Genomic DNA, 25119 nt, shown 5'->3' with positions numbered 1-25119 from the left:
GGCCGGTCAGCCCTTCTCGTTCTCCGCGTCGATGCCGAGACCGCCGATGAGGCCCGGGAGCAGCGGCGGGATGGTGATGTCCGGCGTCGGTGTCGCGCTCGGCGCCTCCTTCGACGGGCTGGTCGCGTCCGGGGACGGCGGGTCGAAGAGGCCGTCCGTGCCGCCGCCGATCAGGCCGTCCGCCGGGCTGGAGGCGGCGTCCGAGGGGCGCGGTGAGCCGCTGGAGCCCGTGCCGCCGTCCTCGTGGCGGGGGGAGGACGAGGGCGACGGGGTCCGCGTGTCGGTGGAGGGGGCGGCGCCGGTGCCCGTGGAGTCGGAGCGGCCGGACTCGGGGCCCTTCTCCGGGGCGCGCGGGAACAGCGACTGGAGCGGCGCGACCTCTTCGTCTATGGCGGCGAACACCGAACTGACCTGGTTGCCCACGTCGGTCAGCTGGACGGGGAGGCGGTCGCGGAGGCTGCTCCAGGTGTCGCGGTGGGAGCGGGAGAAGGAGTCCAGGGTCTGGATCGGCCCGAGGGCGCCGTCCCGTTCGTACGCGGCGTGGAGGAGGCGGTGGCCCTCGGTGGCGTCGTGCGACATGCCGTTGAGCGTGCGCCTGATCTCGGCGAGCTGTTCGTGGTCGAGGTCGCCCGAGCGGGCGCGCTCCATCAGGCGGCGGGCCTCGCCGAGGCGGGTGGACGCCTGGTCGAGGTAGATCTCGCCGCGGTCGGTGTCGTCGCGGGTGAGGCCGAGGTGGAGGTCCTCCATGCCGCGCTTCAGCCCGTAGAGCGAGTCACCGGGGAGGGCGTCGGAGCTGGCCGCGGCCACTCCGCCGAAGGCGCCTGCGGCCACCCCGACGGTGAGCCCGCCCGCGGCAAGGCCCTTGGACCAGCGGGATCTGGGGCGCAGTTTGCGGAGCGGGGAGGCGCGGTGGCTGCCCCTGCTCCGCTGCTCGGGCACCGTAGGGTCCGCGGACGCGCCGCCCTCGGCGAACATGGCTTCCATGGCGGCGACGAGCTGGGCTCGCTGCACCACTTTGACCTCGGGGTCCAACTGCGGCTTCGGCAGCTCACCGAGGCCGTTCGCCAGGGCCAACAGCGGTCCTTGGTCGGCCTGTTCGGCCGGGTCCTCGGGCTGCACGGCCGCCGCACCGCGGAGCGACTGCTCCTCCAGGGCCTGGGCGAAGGCGTTCGCCCGCCGGTGTGCCGAAACGTTTGCGATCACTGGCGGCACCTCCTCTCGTCATGACGGTCGACTCCCCTGGGGATCCGGAAGGTTGCACACCTTGAGCGCTTCCACACGAACGAGTGAGTGTCCGCGGACATGGTGTGACGACAGGGGGCCTGCAACCGGCACAACGAGTGGCGCGGCACTTGGGTTACGCACGAAAGATGATCGGACCAGTGCGTGATGAACACATCGCCGGGAGCGCCCCGGCGGGGGGTGCCGTCAGCGGGCATCGTCCGGGAGGAGCCGGGCGAGGGTGCGCACGGCACGGTACTGGAGGGTCTTGATCGCGCCTTCGTTCTTGCCCATGACGCGGGCGGTCTCGGCGACCGAGAGCCCCTGCAGGAAGCGCAGGGTCACGCACTCCTGCTGCTGGGGGTTGAGGCGGCGCACGGCCTGGAGCAGCGCGGCGTTGGAGAGGGACTCCAGGACGGAGTCCTCGGGGCTGCGGGCGACCTCGTTGGCGTCGAGCATTTCGCCGGTGGTCACTTCCAGCCGGAACCGACTGGATTTGAAGTGGTCGGCGACCAGGTTGCGCGCGATCGTGACCAGCCAGGCGCCGAAGTCGCGGCCCTGCCAGGTGAAGGTGGAGATGCGGCGCAGGGCGCGCAGGAAGGTCTCGCTGGTGAGGTCCTCCGCCGTCGCCTTGCTGCCCACGCGGTAGTAGATGTACCGGTAGACCGTGTCGCTGTACTGGTCGTAGAGGCGTCCGAAGGCGTCGGCCTCGCCGGCCTGGGCGCGCTCGACGAGCTCCATCATGCGCGCGCTGTCGCTGTCGGCGGCCGGCCGCCGGACGGGGGCGGCGGTGGTCGCGGCCCCGCGGGTGCCGCGTCTTCCCACCGCCGCGGCGCGTTCGGCCAGGGCGTAGCAGGGGCCGGCAGGTACAGGGGCGGCGAATGCGGGTACGGCGTACGCGGTGGGGACGAAGCCGCGCATGCGTTCGGCTACTGATGCGCGCAGCGTAGCCAGGCCCGAGGCGTCAACCCCGACGTGTGGGTACACGGGACTCCCAGAGGCAGAGCTTCCATCACGAGCAGTGCGAATCCATCACTCGTCGTAGTGAGTGGCGGGTCCGGAATGCGTTTGAGGAGAATAACGCTTCGTACAGGCCGCACTACGCCCAGTTGCACAAATCATCGATTGCGTCGCTTCCGTGCCTACTTTTCGACGCACCAAGTCGCACGACGTGATCGCTTGTTGATCGAATCGCTTCGGAATCTGTCTACCGGGGCGACGGGTTGTGGCCGGTGAAAAGGGTGTGCCGTGTTGACGCACGCAGGCGCGGAGAGTCAGCGGTTCCGGCGGCCGGTCAGCGGCGGCGGCGGTGCAGGGCGACGGCCGCGGCCGTGCCGCCCGCGAGGGCGCCGACCCCGGCGGCGGCCGGGATGCCGACCTTGGCCGCCTTGCGGCCGGTGCGGTAGTCGCGCAGCCGCCAGTCGCGGGCGCGGGCGTGCTTGCGGAGCTTGGTGTCCGGGTTGATCGCGTACGGGTGGCCCACCAGGGACAGCATCGGGATGTCGTTGTGCGAGTCGCTGTACGCGGCGCAGCGGGCCAGGTCCAGGCCCTCCGCCGCCGCCAGGGCGCGGACCGCCTCGGCCTTCGCGGGGCCGTGCAGGGGTTCGCCGACCAGGCGTCCGGTGTAGACCCCGTCGACCGATTCGGCGACCGTGCCGAGCGCCCCGGTCAGGCCGAGCCGGCGGGCGATGATCGTGGCGGTCTCCACCGGCGCCGCGGTGACCAGCCAGACCCGCTGGCCGGCGTCCAGGTGGGCCTGGGCCAGGGCGCGGGTGCCGGGCCAGATGCGGTCGGCCATGTACTCGTCGTAGATCTCCTCGCCGATGGACATCAGCTCGGAGACGCGGTGGCCCTTGACGATGGACAGCGCGCTGTCGCGGGCGTCCTGCATGTGCTCCGGATCCTCGACGCCGGCCAGCCGGAACCACGCCTGCTGCCAGGCGAACCGGGTGAGCTCGCGGCGCTCGAAGAACTTCCGCTTGTACAGGCCGCGGCCGAAGTGGAAGAGTGCGGCGCCCTGCATCACGGTGTTGTCCAGGTCGAAGAAGGCGGCGGCCCGTTCGTCGCCGACGACGGGGAACTCGGGCTCCTCCGGCTCGGTCTCCTCGACGGCGGATCCGGCTTCCAGCGAGGACTTCCGCGCGGCCTCCGCCGCCGCCTCGCCCGCCAGCACGCTGCGGGCCGTGGCGGAACGCCTGCGGGGGGTGAGCCATCCAAGAGCGGCCATGCGGTCGAGCATAGCCAGTCGGCCCGGCCGTTCCGGTTCCGGCGTGGTGCCGCGGTGTGAACTCCTGGTGTCCGGGGGCTCCGGGAGGGGGCCGAGAATGAGAGGTATGAGTGCCTTGCTGCGTCGTAGGAAGAAGAACCCCGCCGAGCGTGTGGTGACCCTGGTGGGGAAGCCCGGCTGCCACCTCTGTGACGACGCCCGGGCGGTGGTCCGGGCGGTCTGCGAGGAGACCGGCGCCTCCTGGGAGGAGAAGGACATCACCCAGGACGAGGAGCTGCACCGGGAGTACTGGGAGCAGATCCCGGTGGTGCTCGTGGATAACGAACAGCACACGTTCTGGCGGGTCGACCCGGCGCGACTGCGCAGCGCGCTGCTTTCCTGAGTGAAACCCGGTTACCATCGTGGGCGTTTTGAGTGGTCTCGGGGGCGTAGTCGTGAGGAGTGTGTACCGCTTTGCCCCCTTCGGGCCTGCAACGGGCTGATGCGATCCATGGTTCCTGGATCGCGCGACGGATGTGCGTGACCCCGGTCACTTTGACCGGACAAACCGGACACTATCTTTGTGCACGCGTTCACAAAGACATAGCCTGCATTCGACGGGGCGGTCTTGGGACATACGGCCGCCTAAAGCCCCGCTCATCCCGCAGGAGCACCGTGGCAACTGGCCGAAATCACCGACCGGCGACCCGTAGCCGAGGAATTCCCGAGGCCACCGTCGCCCGACTTCCGCTGTATCTTCGCGCGCTGACCGCGCTCTCCGAGCGCTCGGTCCCCACGGTCTCCTCCGAGGAGCTCGCCGCGGCGGCGGGGGTCAACTCCGCGAAGCTGCGCAAGGACTTCAGCTATCTCGGCTCGTACGGGACGCGCGGCGTCGGCTACGACGTCGAGTATCTCGTCTACCAGATCTCGCGTGAGCTCGGCCTCACCCAGGACTGGCCGGTCGCCATCGTCGGCATCGGGAACCTCGGCGCGGCCCTCGCCAACTACGGCGGCTTCGCCTCGCGCGGCTTCCGCGTCGCCGCGCTCATCGACGCCGACCCGGCCATGGCCGGTACGCCCGTCGCGGGCATCCCCGTGCAGCACGCCGACGACCTCGACCGCATCATCAGCGAGAACGGCGTCTCCATCGGTGTGATCACCACCCCGCCCGGCGCCGCCCAGCAGGTGTGCGACCGGCTCGTCGCCGCCGGTGTCACCTCGATCCTCAACTTCGCGCCGACCGTCCTCTCCGTGCCCGAGGGCGTCGACGTGCGCAAGGTGGACCTCTCCATCGAGCTCCAGATCCTCGCCTTCCACGAGCAGCGCAAGGCCGGTGAGGAGGGCGTCGACACCGCGCCCGACCCGGCCGCGCCGCCCGTGCGCGCCACCACCACCGGCCGGAAGGGACCCGACGGGGACATGCCCGCCGTGATGCCGGCATGAGCCTGCTCCTCGTGGGTCTGAGCCACCGCAGCGCCCCCGTCTCCGTACTGGAGCGCGCCTCGCTGGCCGCCGACACCCAGGCCAAGCTGCTCCAGGACACCCTGGCCGCCGAGCCCGCCGCCGAGGCCACCGTCCTCGCCACCTGCAACCGCATCGAGCTGTACGCCGACGTGGACAAGTTCCACGCGGGCGTCGCCGAGCTGTCCACGCTCCTCGCCCAGCACAGCGGCGTCGGTCTCGACGAGCTGACTCCGTATCTCTACGTGCACTACGAGGACCGGGCCGTCCACCACCTGTTCTCGGTGGCCTGCGGGCTCGACTCGATGGTCGTCGGCGAGGGCCAGATCCTCGGCCAGATCAAGGACGCGCTCGCCCTCGGCCAGGAGCTGCACACCGCGGGGCGGCTGCTCAACGACCTCTTCCAGCAGGCCCTGCGCGTCGGCAAGCGCGCCCACAGCGAGACCGGGATCGACCGGGCCGGGCAGTCGCTCGTCACCTTCGGCCTGGAACAGCTCGCCGGCGGCCCCGACACCGCCGCCTGGGCCAAGGGCAAGCGCGCCCTCGTCATCGGCGCCGGCTCCATGTCCTCGCTGGCCGCCGCGACGCTGGCCCGCTCCGGCGTCGCCGAGATCGCCGTCGCCAACCGCACCCGGGCCCGCGCCGACCGCCTGGTCGAGATCCTGAACCAGCCCGGCGGTACGGGGGTGCGCGCCCGGGCCGTGGAGATGGCCGAGGTCACCGGCGAACTGACACGTGCCGACATCGCCGTCTCCTGCACCGGCGCCACCGGACTCGTGCTCACCGCCGAGACCGTCGCCGGGGCGGTCGGCGTGGACCACGTGCCCGATCCGGCGAGCGGCCTGATCCCGGCGCAGTCCACCGGACCCGAGCGCCTGGCGCTGCTGGACCTCGCCATGCCGCGCGACATCGACGTGGCGGCCGGCCGCCTCGACGGTGTGCGCCTCGTCGACATCGAGTCGCTCGCGGAGGCGTCGGCCGACGCCCCGATGGCCGCCGATGTGGACCAGGTGCGCACCATCGTCGCCGACGAGGTCGCCGCCTTCGGGGCCGCCCAGCGCGCCGCCCACATCACCCCGACCGTCGTCGCCCTGCGCACGATGGCCGCCGGTGTGGTGGCGGACGAGATCGCCCGGCTGGACGGGCGCCTCCCCGACCTGGACGAGAAGCAGCGCGCCGAGATCACGCAGACCGTGCGCCGCGTGGTCGACAAGCTCCTGCACGCGCCCACCGTGCGGGTCAAACAGCTCGCCAGCGAGCCCGGCGGCGCCGGGTACGCGGACGCGCTGCGCGAACTCTTCGACCTCGACCCGCAGACGGTCGCCGCCGTCTCCCGGGCAGACCTGAACGACCCGAATCGAGGGCGGTCATGACCGACAACTCACCCCTGCGACTGGGGACCAGGCGCAGCAAGCTCGCGATGGCCCAGTCCGGCCACGTCGCCGATGCGGTCAGCGAGGTGACCGGGCGCGCCGTCGAACTCGTGGAGATCACCACGTACGGGGACACCTCCCGGGAGCACCTGGCGCAGATCGGCGGGACCGGCGTGTTCGTCGCCGCGCTGCGCGAGGCGCTGCTGCGCGGCGAGGTGGACTTCGCCGTCCACTCGCTCAAGGACCTGCCGACCGCGCAGCCCGAGGGCCTGGTGCTGGCCGCCGTGCCGGTGCGCGAGGACCCGCGCGACGTGCTGATCGCCCGGGACGGGCTGACCTTCGCGGAGCTGCCGTCCGGCGCCCGCGTCGGCACCGGCTCGCCGCGGCGCATGGCCCAGCTCAACGCGTACGCCCGAAGCCACGGCCTCGGCATCGAGACCGTTCCGATCCGCGGCAACGTCGACACCCGGATCGGGTTCGTACGCAGCGGTGAGCTGGACGCCGTGGTTCTCGCCGCGGCCGGGCTCAGCCGTCTGGGCCGCAGCGGTGAGGTGACCGACTTCCTGCCGGTCGACACCGTGCTGCCCGCTCCCGGCCAGGGAGCACTGGCGATCGAGTGCGCTGCCGGCAGCGCCGACCTCGCCGCCGCGCTCGCCGAGCTCGACGACCCGTACACCCGGGCCGCCGTGACCGCCGAGCGTGCCCTGCTCGCCGCCCTGGAGGCCGGCTGCTCCGCACCCGTGGGTGCGCTGGCCGACCTCCTCGCCGACGGTCAGGCTGTCAACGAACTGCGCCTGCGCGGTGTCGTCGGTTCCACCGACGGTGCCTCGCTGGTGCAGATGTCCACCACCGGTCCCGTTCCCACGTCGCACGACGACGCGGCGGCGATCGGTCGCGAACTCGCGGCCGAGATGCTTGCCAAGGGTGCGGCCGGTCTTATGGGGGAGCGAGCACTTTGAGCCCCACCGGCCCCGCCGCATCCGATTTCCCGGTCCACTCCGCAGGGCACGTCACCTTCCTCGGCGCCGGTCCCGGCGACCCCGGACTGCTGACCCTGCGCGCCGTCGAGGCGCTTGCGAGCGCGGACGTCCTTGTCGCCGAACCGGATGTTCTCGGCGTCGTCCGCTGCCATGCGCGGGCAGGGGTAAGCACCCCTGAGCTGGCGGTTGTTGACGCGCAGTCAACAGCCGCCGGAGTGCCCGTTCTCAGGGATGCGGCCAATCTTGTCATGGAGGCCGCGAAGGGCGGCAGGCGGGTCGTCCGTGCCGTGGCCGGCGACCCCGGCCTGGACGGGAACGCCGCCGCCGAGATGCTGGCCTGCGCCTCCGCCGGCATCCCCTTCGAGGTCGTCCCGGGCGTCGCGAACGCCGTCGGGGTGCCCGCGTACGCCGGGGTGCCGCTGCGGGACGCGCAGGGCGCGGACGTACGGTTCGTCGACGCCCGTACGGCCACCGAACGCTGCTGGAGCGAGGTCGGCGCGAGCGACGCCACGTGCGTCATCTCGACGTCGCTCGACGCGGTGGCCGCGGCCGCCGGTGAGCTGGTCGCGTCGGGCCGCAAGCCCGACACCCCGCTGACCGTGACGGCCGGCGGCACGACGACGCGCCAGCGCACCTGGACGGCGACCCTCGGGACGATCGCCCAGGTCTTCAAGCAGGGCAAGGTGCTCCCCTCTCCGGAGGGGCACCAGCCGGTCATAGCCGTGGTCGGGGAGCGCAGCTCCGCCGCCCAGCGCGACCAGCTCGCGTGGTTCGAGTCCAAGCCGATGTTCGGCTGGAAGGTCCTCGTGCCGCGTACGAAGGAGCAGGCGGCCTCGCTCTCCGACCAGCTGCGGTCCTACGGCGCCGTGCCGCACGAGGTGCCGACGATCGCCGTCGAGCCGCCGCGTACGCCCCAGCAGATGGAGCGGGCGGTCAAGGGCCTGGTCACCGGCCGGTACGAGTGGATCGCCTTCACCAGCGTCAACGCCGTGAAGGCCGTCCGGGAGAAGTTCGAGGAGTACGGGCTCGACGCGCGGGCCTTCGCGGGGATCAAGGTCGCCGCGGTCGGCGAGCAGACCGCCGCCGCGCTGATCGACTTCGGCGTGAAGCCGGACCTGGTGCCGTCGGGCGAGCAGTCCGCCGCCGGTCTCCTTGAGGACTGGCCGCCGTACGACCCGGTCTTCGACCCGATCGACCGCGTCTTCCTGCCGCGCGCCGACATCGCCACCGAGACCCTGGTGGCCGGGCTGATCGAGCTCGGCTGGGAGGTCGACGACGTCACCGCGTACCGCACGGTCCGCGCCTCGCCGCCGCCGGCCGAGACCCGCGAGGCGATCAAGGGCGGCGGTTTCGACGCGGTGCTCTTCACCTCGTCCTCGACCGTGCGCAACCTGGTCGGCATCGCGGGCAAGCCGCACAACGTGACGGTCATCGCCTGCATCGGCCCCGCCACGGCGAAGACCGCCGAGGAGCACGGGCTGCGCGTGGACGTCCTGTCGCCGGAGCCTTCGGTGCACAAGCTGGCCGAGGCGCTGGCGGAGTTCGGCGCGCGGCGCCGGGACGCGGCGCGGGAGGCCGGTGACCCGGTGACCCGGCCGAGCGAGCGGCGTCCGGGTGCGCGCAGACGGCGTACGACGACCTGATCCCGAGCGGTGCCCGGGGCCCGTCCGTCTCTTCGTGAGGCGGGCGGGCCCCGCCGCTTTCCGGGCGCTTTTCCGGTACCGGTGTCGGTAAGAGCGGGGGGCGCGCGGGTCTACGCTCGAAGGATGACTGTGTACGGAAACTTCCCCGGCTCGCGGCCCCGTCGGCTGCGGACGACCCCCGCGATGCGGCGGATGGTCGCCGAGACACGGCTCGATCCGGCCGACCTGATCCTGCCCGCGTTCGTCCGCGAGGGCATCGACGCCCCGGTCGCGATCTCGGCCATGCCCGGCGTGCAGCAGCACACCCTGGACACCCTGCGGAAGGCGGCCGTAGAGGCGGTCTCGGCCGGGGTCTCGGGGATCATGCTCTTCGGCGTCCCGCTGGACGAGAAGAAGGACGGCCGGGGCACGGCGGGCACCGACCCGGACGGCATCCTCCAGGTCGCGCTGCGCGCGGTGCGCGAGGAGGTCGGCGACGACCTCATCGTCATGTCGGACCTGTGCCTGGACGAGTTCACCGACCACGGCCACTGCGGTGTGCTGACCGGGGACGGCCGCGTCGACAACGACGCCACCCTGGAGCGGTACGCGGAGATGGCCCAGGTCCAGGCCGACGCGGGCGCCCATGTGGTCGGCCCCAGCGGGATGATGGACGGGCAGGTCGGTGTCATCCGCGACGCGCTCGACCAGACGGGGCACGAGGACGTCTCGATCCTCGCGTACACCGCGAAGTACTCCTCCGCCTTCTACGGCCCGTTCCGCGAGGCCGTCGGCTCCTCGCTCAGGGGCGACCGCAAGACGTACCAGCAGGACCCGGCCAACATCCGCGAGTCGCTGCGCGAGCTGGCGCTCGACCTCGAAGAGGGCGCGGACATGGTCATGGTCAAGCCCGCCGGTCCCTACCTGGACATCGTGGCCAAGGTCGCGGAGGCGTCGGACGTGCCGGTGGCCGCGTACCAGATCAGCGGCGAGTACTCCATGATCGAGGCCGCCGCCGAGAAGGGCTGGATCGACCGGGACGCGGCGATCATGGAGAGCCTGACGGGCATCCGCCGCGCGGGCGCCCAGCTGATCCTGACGTACTGGGCCACGGAGGTCGCGCAGCGGCTGCGGGGCTGAGCGGCGGCCGTCAACTGTCGTACCCCGCCCCTACGATCGGGCGCATGAGAGCTTCCGGAACCTTCACCGTCAACTCGTTCATCCCCTCCGAGCTGAAGCCCGAGCCCGAGGTGGTCACCGCGCTGCCCGTCGGGGTGGCGACCATCGTGAAGACCTTCGAGGGGGAGGTGGCGGGGCGGTCCACGACGTTGTTCACCTCCGCGTTCGACCAGGAGTCGGGGGTCGGTACGTACGTCGCCATGGAGTCCTTCGAGGGCGCGCTCGCCGGGCACGAGGGGACGTTCAACTTCGTGCACGTGGCCGCCACCAGCGGCGGCGACCGCACCCATGAGTTCTTCTTGATCGCGCCCGGGAGCGGGACCGCCGCCCTCGCCGGGATCAGCGGGGGCGGCGGGATCGCCGTCGAGGAGGACGGCACGCACCGGATCTGGTTCGACTTCGAGCTGGGCGGTCAGTAGACGAGCGCGTCGGCCATCTCGCTCTGCCAGTAGGTGACGAAGCCGTTGTCGTCCCAGTAGGTCCCGGCGGGCAGGGTCAGCTCGACCGGGGAGCCGTTGAGCGGGGCGTCGGCGCGGTCGGCGAAGGTGACGCCGAGGTGCTTGCTCGGGTACGGCTTCCCGCCGTTCGGCTCGCCCGTCAGGCCGATCCCGGCGTATGCGGACCGGCCCGGGGCCAGCGTCACCACGGCCTGCGGCTTGCTGTCCCGGAGCACCCGGAAGACCGCCTGCGCGCCGTCGAAGCGGAGCATCGGCGCGTGGTACGCGTAGCAGGGGCGGTCGCCCGTGTTGGTGACCGTGAGCAGCAGGTGGTTGACCGGGCGGCTCACCTCGGTGACGGTGACCCTCGTGTTCGCGCCGGTGCAGGTGACCGCGGACTTGGGCTGCGGCTTCGGCTGGGGCTTGGACACCGGCTTTCCGGCGGGCTCCGCGGTCTTCTCGGCAGGCTTCTCGGCGGGCTTCGTGGTGTCGGCGGCCGGTTCGGTGTCCGTGGCGGCCGTCGAGTCCTTGTCCGGCGCGGCCGACGACGTGCCGTCGGTGGCCTGGACGGACGCCGCGGGCTTCTTCGCGTCGGTGCCGTCGTCCCCGCCGCACGCCGTGAGCGAGAGGGCGGCGAGCACGGCGGTCGCCGCGAGGACGGTGGTGCGGATGCTGCGGTTGCTGCGCATGGTGGTACTCCCCGTATGTGTTCGGTCGTGAAGGGTGTTCGGTCGTGCCGGCATGGTCAGTTCCGGCAGATCAGGAGCAGGACGATCGCGGTCGTCACGATCAGCACTCCGATCGCCAGCGCATCGGCCAGCTCGATGCGGAAGAGGGTTCGCACTGGTCGGCCCCCGTTGTCGCTGTGGTGTGGTCCGAGCTTGTGGCACGACGGATTCCGGCCGCAACGCCCGCCGCACCATTGGGGATGCTGGAATGCCTGCGCGTACTGTGACCTGGGCAGATTCCACGTCCCTGGAACGGTGATCCGGGACGGACCAGGAGGGGGAACGCCGCAGTGGCGACGCCGGAGGCCGAGGAACTAGCGGGCCTGCTGAAGAAACTGAAGGATCGTTCGGGACGCAGCTACGGGGTGCTCGCGGGCCGCTTGCACGTCAGTACGTCGACGCTCCACCGGTACTGCAACGGGGACGCGGTGCCGGGTGAGTTCGCGCCCGTGGAGCGGTTCGCGCGCCTGTGCGGGGCGACGGCCGACGAGTTGGTGGAGGTCCACCGCCGGTGGATCCTGGCGGACGCGGCGCGGGGGCGGGGGAGAGCGGAAGCGTCTGCTCCGGCGGAGCCCGCGAAGCCGGAGGGGGTGGCGCCCGAGCCGGTGGCGCCCGGGCCGGAGCCCGCGAGGCCGGAGCCGGTGGCGTCGGAGCCGGAGCCCGCGAAGCCGGAGCCGGTGCGGGCCGCGCCCGCCGAGCCCGAGCCCGTGGCGCCGGAGGCCGTGAAGTCCGGGCCCGTGGACCGCGGGCCCGTACGCGAAGGGCCCGCGCCCTCCCGCTGGCGCCGGGCCTCCGCCCGTACGCGCGTCCTCCTCGCCGCCGCGGCCGTCGTCGCGCTCACCGTGCCCACCGCCGTCGTCATCGGCCGGCTCAAGCAGACCGGTTCGGAAGCGGCCGCGGGCGCCCCGGGTGCGAGCGGCACGACGGCGGGCAAGGACGCCGGCGCCGTCTCCCCGTCCCCGTACAGCCCCTCGCCCTCGGTCAGCGCGTCGAAGCGGCCCAGCGCCTCCGCGACCACGGGTTCGGCCAGTCCCACCGCACGGACGTCGCCGTCCGCCTCGCGCACCACCGGCGCGCCCAGAGGCGGGCCGGGACGGCCGCCCACGGTGACCATCAGCTCGTACAACTGGGAGGAGCCCTGCGGGCAGTTCTACCTGCTGGGCCAGGACCCGGCGACCGTGCCGCCCCCGCCGTCGCCCAACAGCACCCGGGGCTGGGCGCGGGCGCTCGGCGGGGTGGACGGGGGCTCCATGAAGCTGGAGCTGACCGTGCAGGGCACCTCCGAGCAGGCCGTCGTCCTGACCGGGCTCCGGGTGAAGGCGCTGAGCCGGCGGGCGCCCGTGCAGCAGCCGGCGTTCTCGATGGGCGAGGGCTGCGGCAGCGGCATCGAGCCCCAGTCCTTCGACATCGACCTGGACGACAGCCGCCCGGCGCTCAAGCCGGTCGCCGGGCAGCAGGGCGACGAGACCGTCCCCGCCAAGGACTTCCCGTTCCGGGTGTCCTCCAGCGATGTGGAGGTCTTCGACCTCGACGCGCACGTGGAGGGGCACGACGTCAGCTGGTACCTGGAGCTGGACTGGTCCAGCGGCGGCCGTACGGGCACGCTGCGCGTGGACGACGGCGGCAAGCCGTTCCGTACGAGCAGCATCGCCGGGCGCCCGGAGTACTACTACCGCTACGACACCTCGGTCTGGGAGAAGCGCTGAGCGGCACGCGGCCCTTCCCGGGGCGCGTGCCGCTCAGCCGGGTCAGGCGCGCTTGCGGCGGCGGGCCACGACCACGAGGCCCGCACCGGCGGCGACGACCACGGCGCCTCCGACGGTGATGGGGACCATGTTGCCGCTACCGGTCGTCGCCAGGTCGCCCTCGGGCTGAGACGGACTGGCGGACGGGACCGGGGCGCCCGGCGTCGTCGTGCCCGACGGGGTGCCGGACGGCGTCGCGCTGCCGGCCGGCGGGACCGAGGCTGACGGGGTGGTGGTCGCCGGGGGCGTCGTGGAGGGCGTGCCGCTCGGCGTCGTGCTGGGCTTCGGGGTGCCGGGCACCTCGGGCAGGCAGCCGGTGAACGGGAAGTGGTGCGTCTCCGCGCCGCCCGAGCCGTGCAGCGAGGCCACCCACACCGAGCCGTTGACCGGGGCGGCGTTGCCGAGCTCCAGGTGCGCGTACGGGGCGAGGACGCTGCCCGGCCAGGCGGCCTGGCTGTTCTTGACGATCTTCGTGGCGTTCGGGAAGTTCCACAGCAGCTTGGCGCGGACCGCGCCGTCCTGCGCGCTCTGGAGCTTGTCGTCCAGGACGAAGTCCTGACCGCCCGACAGGAAGAAGCCCGTCGTACCGGCGGTCGCCATGTCGTACGTCTGGCCGGTGACGTTGACGATCGTCGTCGCCCCGGCCGGGACCTTGACGAAGACCTCCTTCGCCTTCTCCAGCTGCGACGCCTCGACCGGGAACACGTTCTGGCCGGTGTCCGTGCCGGTCAGCGTCAGCCGGTTGCCGTCGAGGTCCACCGTGGCGCCGGAGGTCGCCGACTCCTCGGCCAGCGCGTCCGAGTACGACCGGAGCTTCGCGAACTCGCCGTCGAAGTCGATCAGATCGGCCTTCTTGCTGAAGGTGCCGTTGTGCATCTCGACCGCGCGGTCCTTGACCTCGCCGCCGACGACGGCGTTGCCCTTCATGACGACGGTGGCGGAACCGCCGTTGACCAGGTCGCCGCGTACGACGAGCGACGCCCGGCCGGGCAGCGCGTCTACCTGGGCGGCCGTCAGCTCGTTGCCGACGCTGAACCCGCCCTTGAAGTCGGCGTTCCCACCGACCGCCACGGCGCCTTCCGCGTCGGGGGAGTGGACGTCGTCCCCGAGGACGAACTCGCCGTACTTCCCGGCGATTCCGAAGGCGTCGGTCGTGCAGTCCGCCGAGGCGGGAGCGGCCTGAGCGGCCGGAGCGACGGTGAGCCCGAGAACGAGGGCACCGCCGAGCGCCGCGAGGGCGGCGGAGGTCGGTATGCGCATGGTGCGTGGGTCTCCTGCGGAGCAGTTATGAAGGTTCTGTGGCGACTCCGGCCATGATTCTCATACTTGGGGAAATTGGTCAAGACCAATGAGGGCATCGGCCCCCATTGGTTACGGAGTTCAGCGTCCCAGGTGCCCGGTGAACGCCGCCCGGTTCTCGGAGTGGCGTACGGCGGTGGGTGCGGTCATATCGCCCCCGTCTCGGGGAAGACGGTCACTGCCCCGAGCCACCCACCCCCTTCGAGGAGCGACGGCATGACCAGCGGCACCGACGACAGACCGGAACTGCGGACAGCGGACCCCGTTGCCGATACCGCCCTCGTGGAGCGCGCGCAGCGCCTCAGACGGCGGCTGGAACGGCTCATCGGGATCGCCGCCACCGAGGGGAACGAACTGGTCCCGCTGCGGAACGGGGACGCGATCTTCGCCGCGATGCTGGACGGCATCCGCCGCGCCGAGCACACCGTGGACATGATGACGTTCGTCTACTGGCGCGGCGACATCGCGCGGGAGTTCGCCGCCACCCTGGCCGAGCGGGCCCGCGCCGGGGTGCGGGTGCGGCTGCTGCTCGACGGATTCGGCAGCAGGCTCATAGAGAAGGACCAGCTGCGGGCCATGGAGGACGCGGGCGTCCAGGTCGCGTGGTTCCGCAAGCCGCTCTACCTCTCACCCCTGAAGCAGAACCACCGCTGCCACCGCAAGGTCCTCGTGGTGGACGAGGAGACCGCGTTCACCGGCGGCGTCGGGATCGCCGAGGAGTGGTGCGGCGACGCGCGGAACGAGAACGAGTGGCGGGACACGCACGTCCGCGTACGGGGCCCGGCCGTCGACGGACTCGCCGCGGCCTTCGCGCAGAACTGGGCCGAGTGCCACGACGAACTCTTCGACGCACGCGACCGGTTCCGGCACATCCCGCCGCAGGGCGACGCCGTGGTGCAGGTCGTGCGGGGCTCGGCCAGCATGGGCTGGCAGGACATGCAGACCCTGCTCCGGGTCGTCCTGGAGACCGCCGAGGAACGCGTCAGGATCGCCACGGCCTACTTCGCCCCGGACGCCTTCTTCGTGGAGCTGATGTGCGCGGCGGCGCGGCGCGGGGTCGAGGTCGAGATCCTGCTGCCGGGCCCGCACACCGACAAACGGGTCTGCCAGCTCGCCGGGCAGCTGTACTACGAGCGGCTGACGGCGTGCGGCGTGAAGATCTACCAGTACCGGCCGACGATGATGCACGCCAAGATCGTCACCGTCGACCGGGTCGCCGCGCTCATCGGCTCCACGAACATCAACCGCCGCTCCCTGGACCACGACGAGGAGGTCATGCTCGCGGTCCTGGACCGGGAACTCACCGCGACGCTCGACGGCCACTTCGCGGAGGACCTGGAAGTGAGCGAGCGGATCGAGGGCCGGAGGTGGCGGCGCAGGTCCCTCGCGCAGCGGCTCCGCGAGACGTCGGTACGGCCGCTGCGCCGCTTCCTGTGAGTCAGCGCGCCATCGCGACGAGGATGACCTTGCCCTGCTGCGGATGATCGCGTATCTCGGTCCTCTTGGACAGCCTCAGCACCAGGGGCCAGCCGAAGCCCCCCGTGCCCCCGCGAAGATCCGGGGTCCGCTGCTGCGGCCGGTCGAAACTGGGGTCGGCGACCCGTACGTACAGCGTGTCCGCGTCCGCCCCGAAGGCCAGCGCGGTCACCGCGCCCGCGTGCCGGATCGCGTTCGTCACCAGCTCGGACACCAGGAGCAGCAGATCCTGGATGGTCGTCGCAGCCGGCCGCGGGTCCAGTGTCGCCACGAACGCCTTGGCCGCCGCCCGGGCCTCGGCGGCCCTGGACGGCGGGGGCTCGGTCGCTGTCATCGCGTGCGGCGAGGGAGACACCGCCGCGGAATCGAGGTCAGTCATGTGCTCCCCCGGAGAATGATCGGCGAACGGTCTGAGTTCTTCTTCTTCCCTCGGGTCCCGGGCGTATCCGGCCTTTTTCCCGTACGGGGGGCAGGCGGTTGAGCACGCTCGCCCGGGGCATACGGGGCAAGGAAATTCCGGCCCACCAGGGCGCCGGAGTGGCCGCGGCCGAAGGGAACAGCAGATGACCGACCCCGCCGACCCCGTCCGAAACGCACTCCTGGTCACCCAGCCGGTCCCCGATCTCCAGCTCCAGCTGCTGATCCAACTGCTCGACCGTGAGCCCCGGTCCGGTCTGCCGCTGACGCTGACCGTCCCCTCCGGGGTGCTCCACGGCGAGGTGATCGGCCACGACGCGTGGAAGGCGGAATGGGCGCTCAGCCTGCGTCAGGTGGAGGGCGAGGGAGCGAACCTCCTCGCGGAATTTCCCGAGACGGTGGACCAGGGGATCAAGGAGGCGCAGGCGGACGAGGACATCGGCTTCCTGCCCCGGTGGATCCACCTGCGGGACGCGGCACTCGTCTGCGGTGGCACGGCCCCGCTGCGACTGCCCCTGTGGCGCGGCCGGCTCTCCGACGTATCGGGGTGGGCGCTGGGGCGGCCGGAGTAGAGGAGAGGGGCGGGGCCGCGCAGGCCCCGCCCCCGCCGTCTCAGAGCCGCTCGGGCGTCCGGATGCCGAGCAGCGCCATGCCCCGGTGCAGGGTGCGGGCGGTGAGGTCGCAGAGGAACAGCCGGTTCTCGACGACCTCGGCCGGGTTGTCCTCGCTCAGCACGTGGCACTGGTCGTAGAACGTCGTGTAGAGCGACGCGAGCTGGTAGAGGTACGCGGCCAGCTTGTGCGGCTCGTAACCGGCGGCCACCTCGGCCAGCACCTCGCCGAACTGGTCCAGGTGCAGGCCCAGCGTCCGCTCGGCCGGGGCCAGCTCCAGCTCCGGGTGCGCGACCGGCTTCGCGTCGCCCGCCTTGCGCAGGATCGACTGGATGCGCGCGTACGCGTACTGGAGGTACACCGAGGTGTCGCCGTTCAGCGACACCATCTGGTCCAGGTCGAACTTGTAGTCCCGCACGGCGGAGGTCGACAGGTCCGCGTACTTCACGGCGCCCACGCCGACGTACCGGCCGTTCTCCACGATCTCCTGCTCGGACAGGCCCACCTTCCCGGCCTTCTCCCGGACCACGGCGGTCGCCCGCTCGACGGCCTCGTCCAGCAGGTCCTCCAGCCGGACCGTGACGCCCTCACGGGTCTTGAACGGCTTGCCGTCCTTGCCGAGCACCGTGCCGAACGCGAGCTGGTGCGCCTTCACGCCGTCGTTCAGCCAGCCCGCCCGGCGGGCCGTCTCGAAGACCATCTTGAAGTGCAGCGACTGCCGCGCGTCCACCACGTACAGCAGGGTGTCCGCCTTGAGGTTCTGCACCCGGTCCCGGATCGCGGAGAGGTCGGTCGCCGCGTAGCCGTAGCCGCCGTTCGTCTTCTTGACGATCAGCGGGACCTTGTTGCCGTCGGGGCCCAGCACGTCGTCGAAGAAGACGCACAGCGCACCCTCGGAGCGGACGGCGACGCCCGTCTCCTCCAGGATGCGGCAGGTCTCCTCCAGCATGTCGTTGTAGCCGGACTCGCCGACGATGTCGGGGTCGGAGATCTCCATGTCGAGCTTGTCGAAGACCGAGTAGAAGTAGATCTTCGACTCGTCCACGAACCGCTGCCACATGGCCAGCGTCTCCGCGTCGCCCGCCTGGAGCGCGACGACCCGGTCCCGGGAGCGCGCCTTGAACTCCTCGTCCGAGTCGAACAGGGCCCGGGAGGCCTTGTAGAGCCGGTTCAGCGAGGACATCGCGGCCTCGCCGTCGTCCTTGCCGCCCTCGTGGTCCAGCTCGTGCGGGTGCTCCACGAGGTACTGGATGAGCATGCCGAACTGCGTGCCCCAGTCGCCGATGTGGTGGCGCCGGACCACGGACTCGCCGGTGAACTCCAGGATCCGCACCATCGCGTCACCGATCACCGCGGACCGCAGGTGGCCGACGTGCATCTCCTTGGCCACGTTGGGCTGGGCGTAGTCGACGACGGTGGTGCCCGCCGCCTCGTCCGCCGGGACGCCGAGCCGGTCGCCGTCGGCGGCGCGCGCGGCCAGCGTCTGAGTGATCGCCCGGTCCGTCAGCGTGACGTTCAGGAAGCCGGGGCCCGAGACCTCGATGTCCTTGATCAGGTCCGAGGCCGGGAGCGCGTCGGTGACCTGGGCGGCCAGCTCGCGCGGATTGCCCTTGAGCTTCTTGGCGAGCGCCAGGATGCCGTTGGCCTGGAAATCGGCCCGGTCGCTTCGGCGCAGCAGCGGATCGGCGGTGCCCGCATCCGGCAGTGCTGCCGTCAGGGCGTCCGCCAGCTGCTGCTGGAGCGTGGAAGCGAGGGAAGTGACCGAGGCCATGAGTCTGGCTGCCGTTTCCGTAGAGGACTGAGGATCGGTCCAGTATCCCACGGGGCGTAAAGCCGTTTTCGTGCTGCGGCCCGCACCTGGGAGAATGGGCGGTGCCCCTACGAGTCCTACACGAGAGAAGGACGTGCCGACCGTGGCTCAGAGTCAGAGCAGCACCGAGACCGACTGGGTCTCCCGCTTCGCGGACGAGGTCATCGCCGAATCGGAGCGTCGTGCGCCTGGCAAACCGGTCGTCGTCGCCTCCGGCCTCTCCCCGTCGGGCCCGATCCACCTGGGCAACCTCCGCGAGGTCATGACCCCGCACCTGGTCGCCGACGAGATCCGCCGCCGCGGTCACACCGTGCGCCACCTGATCTCCTGGGACGACTACGACCGCTACCGCAAGGTGCCGAACGGCGTCCCCGGCGTCGACACGTCCTGGGCCGAGCACATCGGCAAGCCGCTGACCTCGGTGCCCGCCCCGGCCGGGTCCGCGTACCCGAACTGGGCCGAGCACTTCAAGGCCGCCATGACCGAGTCGCTGGCCGAGCTGGGCGTCGAGTACGACCCGATCAGCCAGACGGAGCAGTACCTCGCGGGCACGTACCGCGAGCAGATCCTGCACGCCATGCGCCACCGCGCGGACATCGACGCCATCCTCGACCGCTACCGCACCAAGAAGGACCCGGCGGCGGCCGGCAAGGGCGGCAAGAAGCCGCAGCAGAAGAAGGTGGACGAGGCCGAGCTGGAGGCCGAGGCCGGCTCCGGCGCGGCCGGCGAGGACGACGGCAGCGGCGGCTCCGGCGGCTACTTCCCGTACAAGCCCTACTGCGGCAACTGCGAGAAGGACCTCACCACCGTCACCTCGTACGACGACGACACCACCGAGCTGAACTACACCTGCACCGCCTGCGGCTTCGCCGAGACGGTCCGGCTCAGCGAGTTCAACCGCGGCAAGCTGGTCTGGAAGGTCGACTGGCCCATGCGCTGGGCGTACGAGGGCGTGATCTTCGAGCCCAGCGGCGTCGACCACTCCTCGCCCGGCTCCTCGTTCGTCGTCGGCGGCCAGATCGTCCGCGAGGTCTTCGACGGCGTCCAGCCGATCGGGCCGATGTACGCCTTCGTCGGGATCTCCGGCATGGCCAAGATGTCCTCCTCGAAGGGCGGCGTGCCCACCCCGGCCGACGCCCTGAAGATCATGGAGGCCCCGCTGCTGCGCTGGCTCTACGCCCGCCGCAGGCCCAACCAGTCCTTCAAGATCGCCTTCGACCAGGAGATCCAGCGGCTCTACGACGAGTGGGACTCGCTGGCCCGCAAGGTCGCCGACGGCACGGTCCTCCCGGCCGACGCCGCCGCGTACGCCCGCGCGGTCGGCACGGCCGCCGGCGAGCTGCCGAGCACGCCGCGCCCGCTGCCGTACCGCACGCTCGCCTCGGTCGCCGACATCACCGCGGGCGCCGAGGACCAGACGCTGCGCATCCTCAGCGAGCTGGACCCGGCGAACCCGCTCACCTCGCTGGACGAGGCCCGCCCGCGCCTCGACCGCGCGGAGAGCTGGATCACCACGCAGGTCCCGGCCGAGGCCCGCACCATCGTGCGCGACGAGCCGGACAAGGAGCTGCTCGGCTCGCTGGACGACGAGGGGCGCGAGTCGCTGCGGCTGCTCCTGGAGGGCCTGGACACGCACTGGTCCCTCGACGGCCTGACGACGCTGGTCTACGGCGTGCCGAAGGTCCTCGCGGGGCTTGAGCCCGACGCCAAGCCGACGCCCGAGCTGAAGACCGCCCAGCGGTCCTTCTTCGCCCTGCTCTACCGGCTGCTCGTCAGCCGCGAGACGGGGCCGCGGCTGCCCACGCTGCTGCTCGCGGTGGGGGCGGACCGGGTGCGCCGGCTGCTGGGCGCGTAACCACGGATACGCCGAGGGGCCGTCTCCCGCAGGGGAGGCGGCCCCTCGTGCGTGGCGCGCTCACGCGATGTGGTCGGCCTCCAGCTCCGCGTGGTAGCGCTGCTTGAACGCCGGCATCAGCTGCCGGATCAGCGCCTCGCTGCGCGGGTGGCGGACGTTGTGCCCGTCCGTCAGGTGTATGTCGAGCACCGCGACGCTCGGGTAGTCGTTGTTCTCGGCGATGAACGCGGAGAACACCTCGTACGCGATCTCGGCGAACTCCTCGTCCTCCTGCGTCCACTGCTGCGCGGACTCCTGGACGGGCTCCGGTACGGGCACGGCCTCCGGTACGGGGATCTGCCCGGGCTGCCCGCCGGGGACGGTGCTGCCGACCGTGCCCACGTTGCCCAGCGGGCGGGTGCGGCCGCCGGGGCCCGTGGGGACCTGGTGCGGGACCGGGACGTCGACCTCGAAGTCCGGGTCGTACGTGCCCTCGTACACCTTGGCGGTCGCCTGCGCCGGGAACCAGGGGTTGTCGTTCTCGTCGGTGGCGGGCTGCGCGGGGGCCTGCTGCCATTCCTCCGGGGCCGCCGTCTGCGGCAGCTCCGGGTGCTGCTGGGCCGTCTCCACGGCGGGGGCGGCCCGGGGCAGCGGCTCCGGCACGGGCTCCGGCAGCGGCGCCGGGTCCGGGGCCGGAGGGAGGAGGGCCGGTTCGATGCCCGCGGCGGCCAGGCCCGCGGGGCCGGTCTCGGCGAGCGGGACGCCGTACTTCGCGAGGCGCAGCGGCATCAGGGACTCGACGGGGGCCCGGCGCCGCCAGGAGCGGCCGTAGCGGGCCTGGAGGCGGGCCTGGTAGATGAGCCGGTCCTGCTCCAGCTTGATGACCTGCTCGTAGCTGCGGAGCTCCCACAGCTTCATGCGGCGCCAGAGCCGGAAGGTGGGGATGGGCGAGAGCAGCCACCGGGTGAGGCGGACGCCCTCCATGTGCTTGTCGGCCGTGATGTCCGCGATCCGGCCCACCGCGTGGCGGGCGGCCTCGACGGCGACGACGAAGAGGACGGGGATGACCGCGTGCATGCCGACGCCGAGCGGGTCGGGCCAGGCGGCGGCGCCGTTGAACGCGATCGTCGCGGCCGTCAGCAGCCAGGCGGTCTGGCGCAGCAGCGGGAACGGGATGCGCAGCCAGGTGAGCAGCAGGTCCAGGGCCAGCAGGACGCAGATGCCCGCGTCGATGCCGATCGGGAAGACCAGCGAGAAGTCCCCGAACCCCTTGCTCAGGGCCAGCTCGCGCACCGCGGCGTACGAACCGGCGAAGCCGATCGCGGCGATCAGCACCGCACCGGCCACGACCAGACCGATCAGCACCCGGTGCGTGCGCGTCAGCTGCATCGCAGCCACCCCCCATCCCCTCCCTTTTCCCTTGTCCTCGTCGCCGGTGGCTTGTTTCCGGCGGGCACAGCCTGGCACATGTGTGCGAGGGGTGTCGCGGGGGGAGGGGCCGGGGCGGCCTCCGGTGTCAGTCCGAAGACTTCGACTTGGCCGACGAACTGGGCTTCTTGGAAGGCTTCTTGGACGAGTCGTCGGACGCCTTGTCAGTCGCCTCGGGGCTTTCGGCGCCACCGGCGTTCGCGTCGGCGACGGCGGCGACCGCGTCCTTGGCCGCCATCGTGGCGCCCTTCAGGATGGTCTCCGCGTCAGGCGTCTTCGAACCGGCGTAACCCGCTCCGTTGTAGTTGACGACCACGACGACGTTCCCCGTGCGGGCGACGATCGTGGTGAACCGGAAGTCCTCGTCCGTCTTGGACTGGTCGTACGCGATCTTCGTGGCCTGGTCGCCGATGCCGCTGACGGACCCGGTTTTGACGTTCTTCGCGCCGTCGGCCGCCTCGGTCTTCTTGACCTGCTTGTCGAACTCCTCGCCCGCGCGGGCGGCCCCGCTGCCCAGGGTCTGGTCCGAGGCGAAGCGGGTGAAGCCGACGTCCAGCCAGCGGTACTGGGAGCCCTTGACCCCCTTGTCGGCCAGCCCGTTCCAGGAGCAGCCGCCGCGGACGGACGTGTCGCTGGACTTGCTGAGCGTGCCGTTCTTGCTCTTGGCCGAGGGGACCAGGGACTTGACGGTCTTCGCCTCGACCGCCTTGCAGGGGTCGGGCAGCTCGGCGAACTTCGCCGGCTCGACGGCCGGTTCCGACTTCGTCGCGTCCGGTGCGGCGGAGGCGGTGGAGTCCGCCTCCTTCTTGTCGCCGGAGTCCGACGAGCAGCCGGCGACGACGAGCATCACCGGGACGGCGGCGCAGGCGAGTATGCGGGAGAGTCGCGGGGCTGATCGGTGCATGGTTCCTTCACTCGGATGGCGCGGCGGTCGGGGGACGGTGGTGCGGCGGTAGCCGTGCGGAGACAGGCGGCGGCGCTCGGCCGCCGGGGGCTCCGGAGGGCCACGGTACGACGGACGGCGACCGGATGCCGCCTCCGCCGGTGGGCGCGGGGAGCGGTGCGCGGGCGGTCCGGGCGGGCCGGCAGGCGGTGTCAGCCGTTGAACGAATCGGTCAGCTGACGGGCCAGTGCCTGGGCCTTCTCCTGGAGTTCCTGGCTGTCGGGGACCTCGCTGGGCATGGCCGGCTGCGCGGTGTACTCGACGGTCACGATGACGTTGGATGTGCGGAACACCACGCTCACGGTGCGGTGGCGGGCGGGGGCGCCGGCCCGGCTGAGCGCGTCGTCCAGGAACGCGCTGTCGCCCAGTTTGTCGAGCAGCCGGGGCTGGAGGGTGTCGGCGGGGCTGCCGGAGGTGGTGCCGTCGGTGTCGCCGGTCGCGCCCTTGTCCTCCGCGCCGTCCGTGCTCTCCGGGCCGTCCGGGTCCTCCGTGCCCGCGTCCGGGGAGCCGGAGCCGGACGGGGAGGCGTCGGGGGACTCCGGCGGCAGGCCCGCGTCGGGCAGGTCGGCGGCGGTCTCCTTCTTCGCGTACACCTCGCGGGCGCGGTCGTCGTCGCTCACGGCGGTGTCGTAGGAGACGACGCGCTCGAAGTCCAGGTGGATGCTGCGGGTGCCCTCGGGGGCGTCGGACTTCCAGCGGCAGCCGATCCGCCGGTCGGTGTCGTACGTGACCGTGGCGGCGCCCTGGAACACCTTGTCCTGCTGGGCCTCCGGCATGTCGGCGGTGCCGGGCAGCAGGTCCTTGAGGGTGGCGCGCGGGATGGCGCGGCAGGCGTCGGGGAGGGTGCGGTACTTACCCGGGGGAGCGGAGGATTCGACCGGGGTGCTCGGCTTGCCGTCGGGCGGGGAATCTTCGCTTCCGGAACCGCCGGTGCAGCCGGCGGCGAGCGCTGCGATGAGCACGGCGCCGGTCGCGTACGCCATTCGTCGCACGGTCCTGGGCTCCCTTCGTGCGAAAAACGGTTGCCGCCCGATGGCGGCCGATGGACACAATGTGTATCGCACGCGCCGCTGTGAACGCCGGTCGGCCGACTCATTTGCCGATCTTGGCGCCGGTTTTGCGCTTTCAGACTTTTTCGGGGGAATCGAGGAGCTATGTCGTATGTAGAGGTACCGGGTGCGAAGGTTCCCATCCGGATGTGGACCGACCCCGCGTCGGTCGAGGACGTGGCGATGCAGCAGCTGCGCAACGTCGCCACGCTGCCCTGGATCAAGGGCCTGGCCGTCATGCCCGACGTCCACTTCGGCAAGGGCGCCACGGTCGGCTCGGTGATCGCGATGCACGGCGCGGTCTGCCCGGCGGCGGTCGGCGTGGACATCGGCTGCGGGATGTCCGCGGTGAAGACGTCGCTGACCGCGAACGACCTCCCCGGCGACCTGTCCCGCCTCCGCTCGAAGATCGAGCAGGCCATCCCGGTCGGCCGCGGAATGCACGACGACCCGGTCGACCCGTCCGGCCTGTACGGCCTGGCGGCCGGGGGCTGGGACGACTTCTGGGCGCGGTTCGACGGAGTGGCCGAAGCGGTCAAATTCCGTCAGGAACGCGCCACGAAGCAGATGGGAACGCTCGGGTCGGGAAACCATTTCATCGAGTTCTGTCTTGATGAGTCGGGTTCCGTCTGGCTGATGCTGCACTCCGGCTCGCGGAACATCGGCAAGGAACTGGCCGACTTCCACATCGGCCGGGCGCAGGGGCTGCCGCACAACCAGGGCCTCGTCGACCGTGACCTCGCGGTCTTCCTCGCGGACACCCCGCCGATGCGGGAGTACCGCAACGACCTGTTCTGGGCGCAGGAGTACGCGAAGCACAACCGCGCGGTCATGATGGCGCTGTTCCAGAACGTCGTCCGCAAGGAGTTCAAGAAGGCCAAGGTCACCTTCGAACCGGTCATCTCCTGCCACCACAACTACGTGGCGGAGGAGCGGTACGACGGTATGGACCTGCTCGTCACCCGCAAGGGCGCGATCCGGGCCGGCTCCGGTGACTACGGGATCATCCCGGGCTCCATGGGCACCGGCTCGTACATCGTGAAGGGTCTCGGCAACGAGAAGTCCTTCAACTCGGCCTCGCACGGCGCCGGCCGCAAGATGAGCCGGAACGCCGCGAAGAAGCGGTTCTCCACCAAGGACCTGGAGGACCAGACGCGGGGCGTCGAGTGCCGCAAGGACTCCGGGGTCGTGGACGAGATCCCGGGCGCCTACAAGCCGATCGAGAAGGTCATCGACCAGCAGCGCGATCTGGTCGAGGTCGTCGCCAAGCTGAAGCAGGTCATCTGCGTGAAGGGCTGAG

General features: G+C 71.6%; 22 protein-coding genes. 12 read left to right on the top strand and 10 right to left on the bottom strand.

Going from position 1 to position 25119, the window contains the following annotated elements:
• Nucleotides 1-6: 6 nt before the first annotated feature.
• The 3 genes from ACZ6C6_RS22305 to ACZ6C6_RS22295 all read right to left on the bottom strand — a co-directional run bounded on the left by ACZ6C6_RS22305 (nucleotide 7) and on the right by ACZ6C6_RS22295 (nucleotide 3448).
• Nucleotides 7-1203, bottom strand: coding sequence for a DUF5667 domain-containing protein (locus ACZ6C6_RS22305; RefSeq protein ID WP_469205007.1), 1197 nt, complete (start codon nucleotides 1201-1203; stop codon nucleotides 7-9).
• Between the two features lie 225 nt (nucleotides 1204-1428).
• Complete coding sequence (locus tag ACZ6C6_RS22300; RefSeq protein WP_469205006.1) at nucleotides 1429-2208, bottom strand: ECF subfamily RNA polymerase sigma factor, BldN family; 780 nt, start codon at nucleotides 2206-2208, stop codon at nucleotides 1429-1431.
• Between the two features lie 307 nt (nucleotides 2209-2515).
• Nucleotides 2516-3448 carry an HAD family hydrolase gene (locus ACZ6C6_RS22295; protein ID WP_469205005.1) on the bottom strand — a complete coding sequence of 311 codons (933 nt, stop codon included), beginning with the start codon at nucleotides 3446-3448 and terminating at the stop codon, nucleotides 2516-2518.
• Between the two features lie 106 nt (nucleotides 3449-3554).
• On the opposite strand from ACZ6C6_RS22295, the gene ACZ6C6_RS22290 reads away from it, so the two are divergent.
• The 7 genes from ACZ6C6_RS22290 (at nucleotide 3555) to ACZ6C6_RS22260 (ending at nucleotide 10461) form a co-directional block, all read left to right on the top strand.
• The gene (locus ACZ6C6_RS22290; protein WP_469205004.1) at nucleotides 3555-3830 is read left to right on the top strand and encodes a glutaredoxin family protein; all 276 of its coding nucleotides are present in this window, start codon (nucleotides 3555-3557) and stop codon (nucleotides 3828-3830) included.
• Between the two features lie 272 nt (nucleotides 3831-4102).
• Nucleotides 4103-4870, top strand: coding sequence for a redox-sensing transcriptional repressor Rex (locus ACZ6C6_RS22285; protein WP_073968765.1), 768 nt, complete (start codon nucleotides 4103-4105; stop codon nucleotides 4868-4870).
• On the top strand, nucleotides 4867-6261 hold the full coding sequence (locus ACZ6C6_RS22280) for a glutamyl-tRNA reductase (RefSeq protein WP_469205003.1): 1395 nt from the start codon (nucleotides 4867-4869) through the stop codon (nucleotides 6259-6261). The genes ACZ6C6_RS22285 and ACZ6C6_RS22280 overlap by 4 nt, the downstream gene beginning before the upstream one ends.
• Nucleotides 6258-7220 carry a hydroxymethylbilane synthase gene (gene hemC / locus ACZ6C6_RS22275; RefSeq protein WP_469205002.1) on the top strand — a complete coding sequence of 321 codons (963 nt, stop codon included), beginning with the start codon at nucleotides 6258-6260 and terminating at the stop codon, nucleotides 7218-7220. Before ACZ6C6_RS22280 ends, hemC begins: the two co-directional genes overlap by 4 nt.
• Nucleotides 7217-8884 (top strand): bifunctional uroporphyrinogen-III C-methyltransferase/uroporphyrinogen-III synthase, encoded by a 1668-nt coding sequence (locus tag ACZ6C6_RS22270; protein ID WP_469205001.1) that lies wholly within the window; start codon nucleotides 7217-7219, stop codon nucleotides 8882-8884. The genes hemC and ACZ6C6_RS22270 overlap by 4 nt, the downstream gene beginning before the upstream one ends.
• A gap of 123 nt (nucleotides 8885-9007) precedes the next feature.
• Nucleotides 9008-10003 carry a porphobilinogen synthase gene (hemB, locus tag ACZ6C6_RS22265; protein ID WP_469205000.1) on the top strand — a complete coding sequence of 332 codons (996 nt, stop codon included), beginning with the start codon at nucleotides 9008-9010 and terminating at the stop codon, nucleotides 10001-10003.
• A 44-nt stretch (nucleotides 10004-10047) separates the two neighbouring features.
• Complete coding sequence (locus ACZ6C6_RS22260; RefSeq protein ID WP_469204999.1) at nucleotides 10048-10461, top strand: DUF3224 domain-containing protein; 414 nt, start codon at nucleotides 10048-10050, stop codon at nucleotides 10459-10461.
• Here the strand turns inward: ACZ6C6_RS22260 and ACZ6C6_RS22255 are convergent.
• Complete coding sequence (locus ACZ6C6_RS22255; protein ID WP_469204998.1) at nucleotides 10455-11168, bottom strand: DUF4232 domain-containing protein; 714 nt, start codon at nucleotides 11166-11168, stop codon at nucleotides 10455-10457. The genes ACZ6C6_RS22260 and ACZ6C6_RS22255 overlap by 7 nt on opposite strands.
• 329 nt (nucleotides 11169-11497) lie before the next feature.
• Between ACZ6C6_RS22255 and ACZ6C6_RS22250 the strand changes: the two genes are divergently transcribed.
• The gene (locus ACZ6C6_RS22250; RefSeq protein WP_469204997.1) at nucleotides 11498-12913 is read left to right on the top strand and encodes a helix-turn-helix domain-containing protein; all 1416 of its coding nucleotides are present in this window, start codon (nucleotides 11498-11500) and stop codon (nucleotides 12911-12913) included.
• Between the two features lie 42 nt (nucleotides 12914-12955).
• Here ACZ6C6_RS22250 and ACZ6C6_RS22245 read toward each other — a convergent pair whose 3' ends face one another.
• The gene (locus tag ACZ6C6_RS22245) at nucleotides 12956-14212 is read right to left on the bottom strand and encodes a choice-of-anchor A family protein (RefSeq protein ID WP_469204996.1); all 1257 of its coding nucleotides are present in this window, start codon (nucleotides 14210-14212) and stop codon (nucleotides 12956-12958) included.
• A 255-nt stretch (nucleotides 14213-14467) separates the two neighbouring features.
• Here ACZ6C6_RS22245 and ACZ6C6_RS22240 point away from each other — a divergent pair, with 255 nt between their 5' ends.
• Entirely contained in the window at nucleotides 14468-15688 is a 1221-nt protein-coding gene (locus ACZ6C6_RS22240) for a phospholipase D-like domain-containing protein (RefSeq protein WP_469204995.1), read from the top strand.
• Nucleotide 15689: 1 nt separating this feature from the next.
• On the opposite strand, the gene ACZ6C6_RS22235 is transcribed toward ACZ6C6_RS22240, so the two are convergent.
• Nucleotides 15690-16061: an ATP-binding protein gene (locus ACZ6C6_RS22235; protein ID WP_469205037.1), complete on the bottom strand. Its 372-nt coding sequence runs from the start codon at nucleotides 16059-16061 to the stop codon at nucleotides 15690-15692.
• Between the two features lie 229 nt (nucleotides 16062-16290).
• On the opposite strand from ACZ6C6_RS22235, the gene ACZ6C6_RS22230 reads away from it, so the two are divergent.
• The gene (locus tag ACZ6C6_RS22230; RefSeq protein WP_469204994.1) at nucleotides 16291-16716 is read left to right on the top strand and encodes a hypothetical protein; all 426 of its coding nucleotides are present in this window, start codon (nucleotides 16291-16293) and stop codon (nucleotides 16714-16716) included.
• A gap of 40 nt (nucleotides 16717-16756) precedes the next feature.
• Here ACZ6C6_RS22230 and argS read toward each other — a convergent pair whose 3' ends face one another.
• Entirely contained in the window at nucleotides 16757-18526 is a 1770-nt protein-coding gene (gene argS, locus ACZ6C6_RS22225) for an arginine--tRNA ligase (RefSeq protein ID WP_469204993.1), read from the bottom strand.
• A 133-nt stretch (nucleotides 18527-18659) separates the two neighbouring features.
• Between argS and lysS the strand changes: the two genes are divergently transcribed.
• Nucleotides 18660-20420 carry a lysine--tRNA ligase gene (lysS, locus tag ACZ6C6_RS22220; protein ID WP_469204992.1) on the top strand — a complete coding sequence of 587 codons (1761 nt, stop codon included), beginning with the start codon at nucleotides 18660-18662 and terminating at the stop codon, nucleotides 20418-20420.
• A 60-nt stretch (nucleotides 20421-20480) separates the two neighbouring features.
• Here the strand turns inward: lysS and ACZ6C6_RS22215 are convergent, their stop codons facing one another.
• The 3 genes from ACZ6C6_RS22215 to ACZ6C6_RS22205 form a co-directional block, all read right to left on the bottom strand.
• Complete coding sequence (locus tag ACZ6C6_RS22215) at nucleotides 20481-21788, bottom strand: DUF2637 domain-containing protein (RefSeq protein ID WP_469205036.1); 1308 nt, start codon at nucleotides 21786-21788, stop codon at nucleotides 20481-20483.
• 127 nt (nucleotides 21789-21915) lie between these two features.
• Nucleotides 21916-22731: a DUF3558 domain-containing protein gene (locus ACZ6C6_RS22210; protein ID WP_469204991.1), complete on the bottom strand. Its 816-nt coding sequence runs from the start codon at nucleotides 22729-22731 to the stop codon at nucleotides 21916-21918.
• Between the two features lie 191 nt (nucleotides 22732-22922).
• Nucleotides 22923-23753: a DUF3558 domain-containing protein gene (locus tag ACZ6C6_RS22205; RefSeq protein ID WP_469204990.1), complete on the bottom strand. Its 831-nt coding sequence runs from the start codon at nucleotides 23751-23753 to the stop codon at nucleotides 22923-22925.
• Nucleotides 23754-23924: 171 nt separating this feature from the next.
• Between ACZ6C6_RS22205 and ACZ6C6_RS22200 the strand changes: the two genes are divergently transcribed.
• The gene (locus ACZ6C6_RS22200) at nucleotides 23925-25118 is read left to right on the top strand and encodes an RtcB family protein (protein ID WP_469204989.1); all 1194 of its coding nucleotides are present in this window, start codon (nucleotides 23925-23927) and stop codon (nucleotides 25116-25118) included.
• The last annotated feature ends 1 nt before the right edge of the window (nucleotide 25119 follow it).

This window comes from Streptomyces sp. NPDC041814, from assembly GCF_055590565.1.
This window is presented reverse-complemented; position numbering and strand designations above follow the sequence as displayed.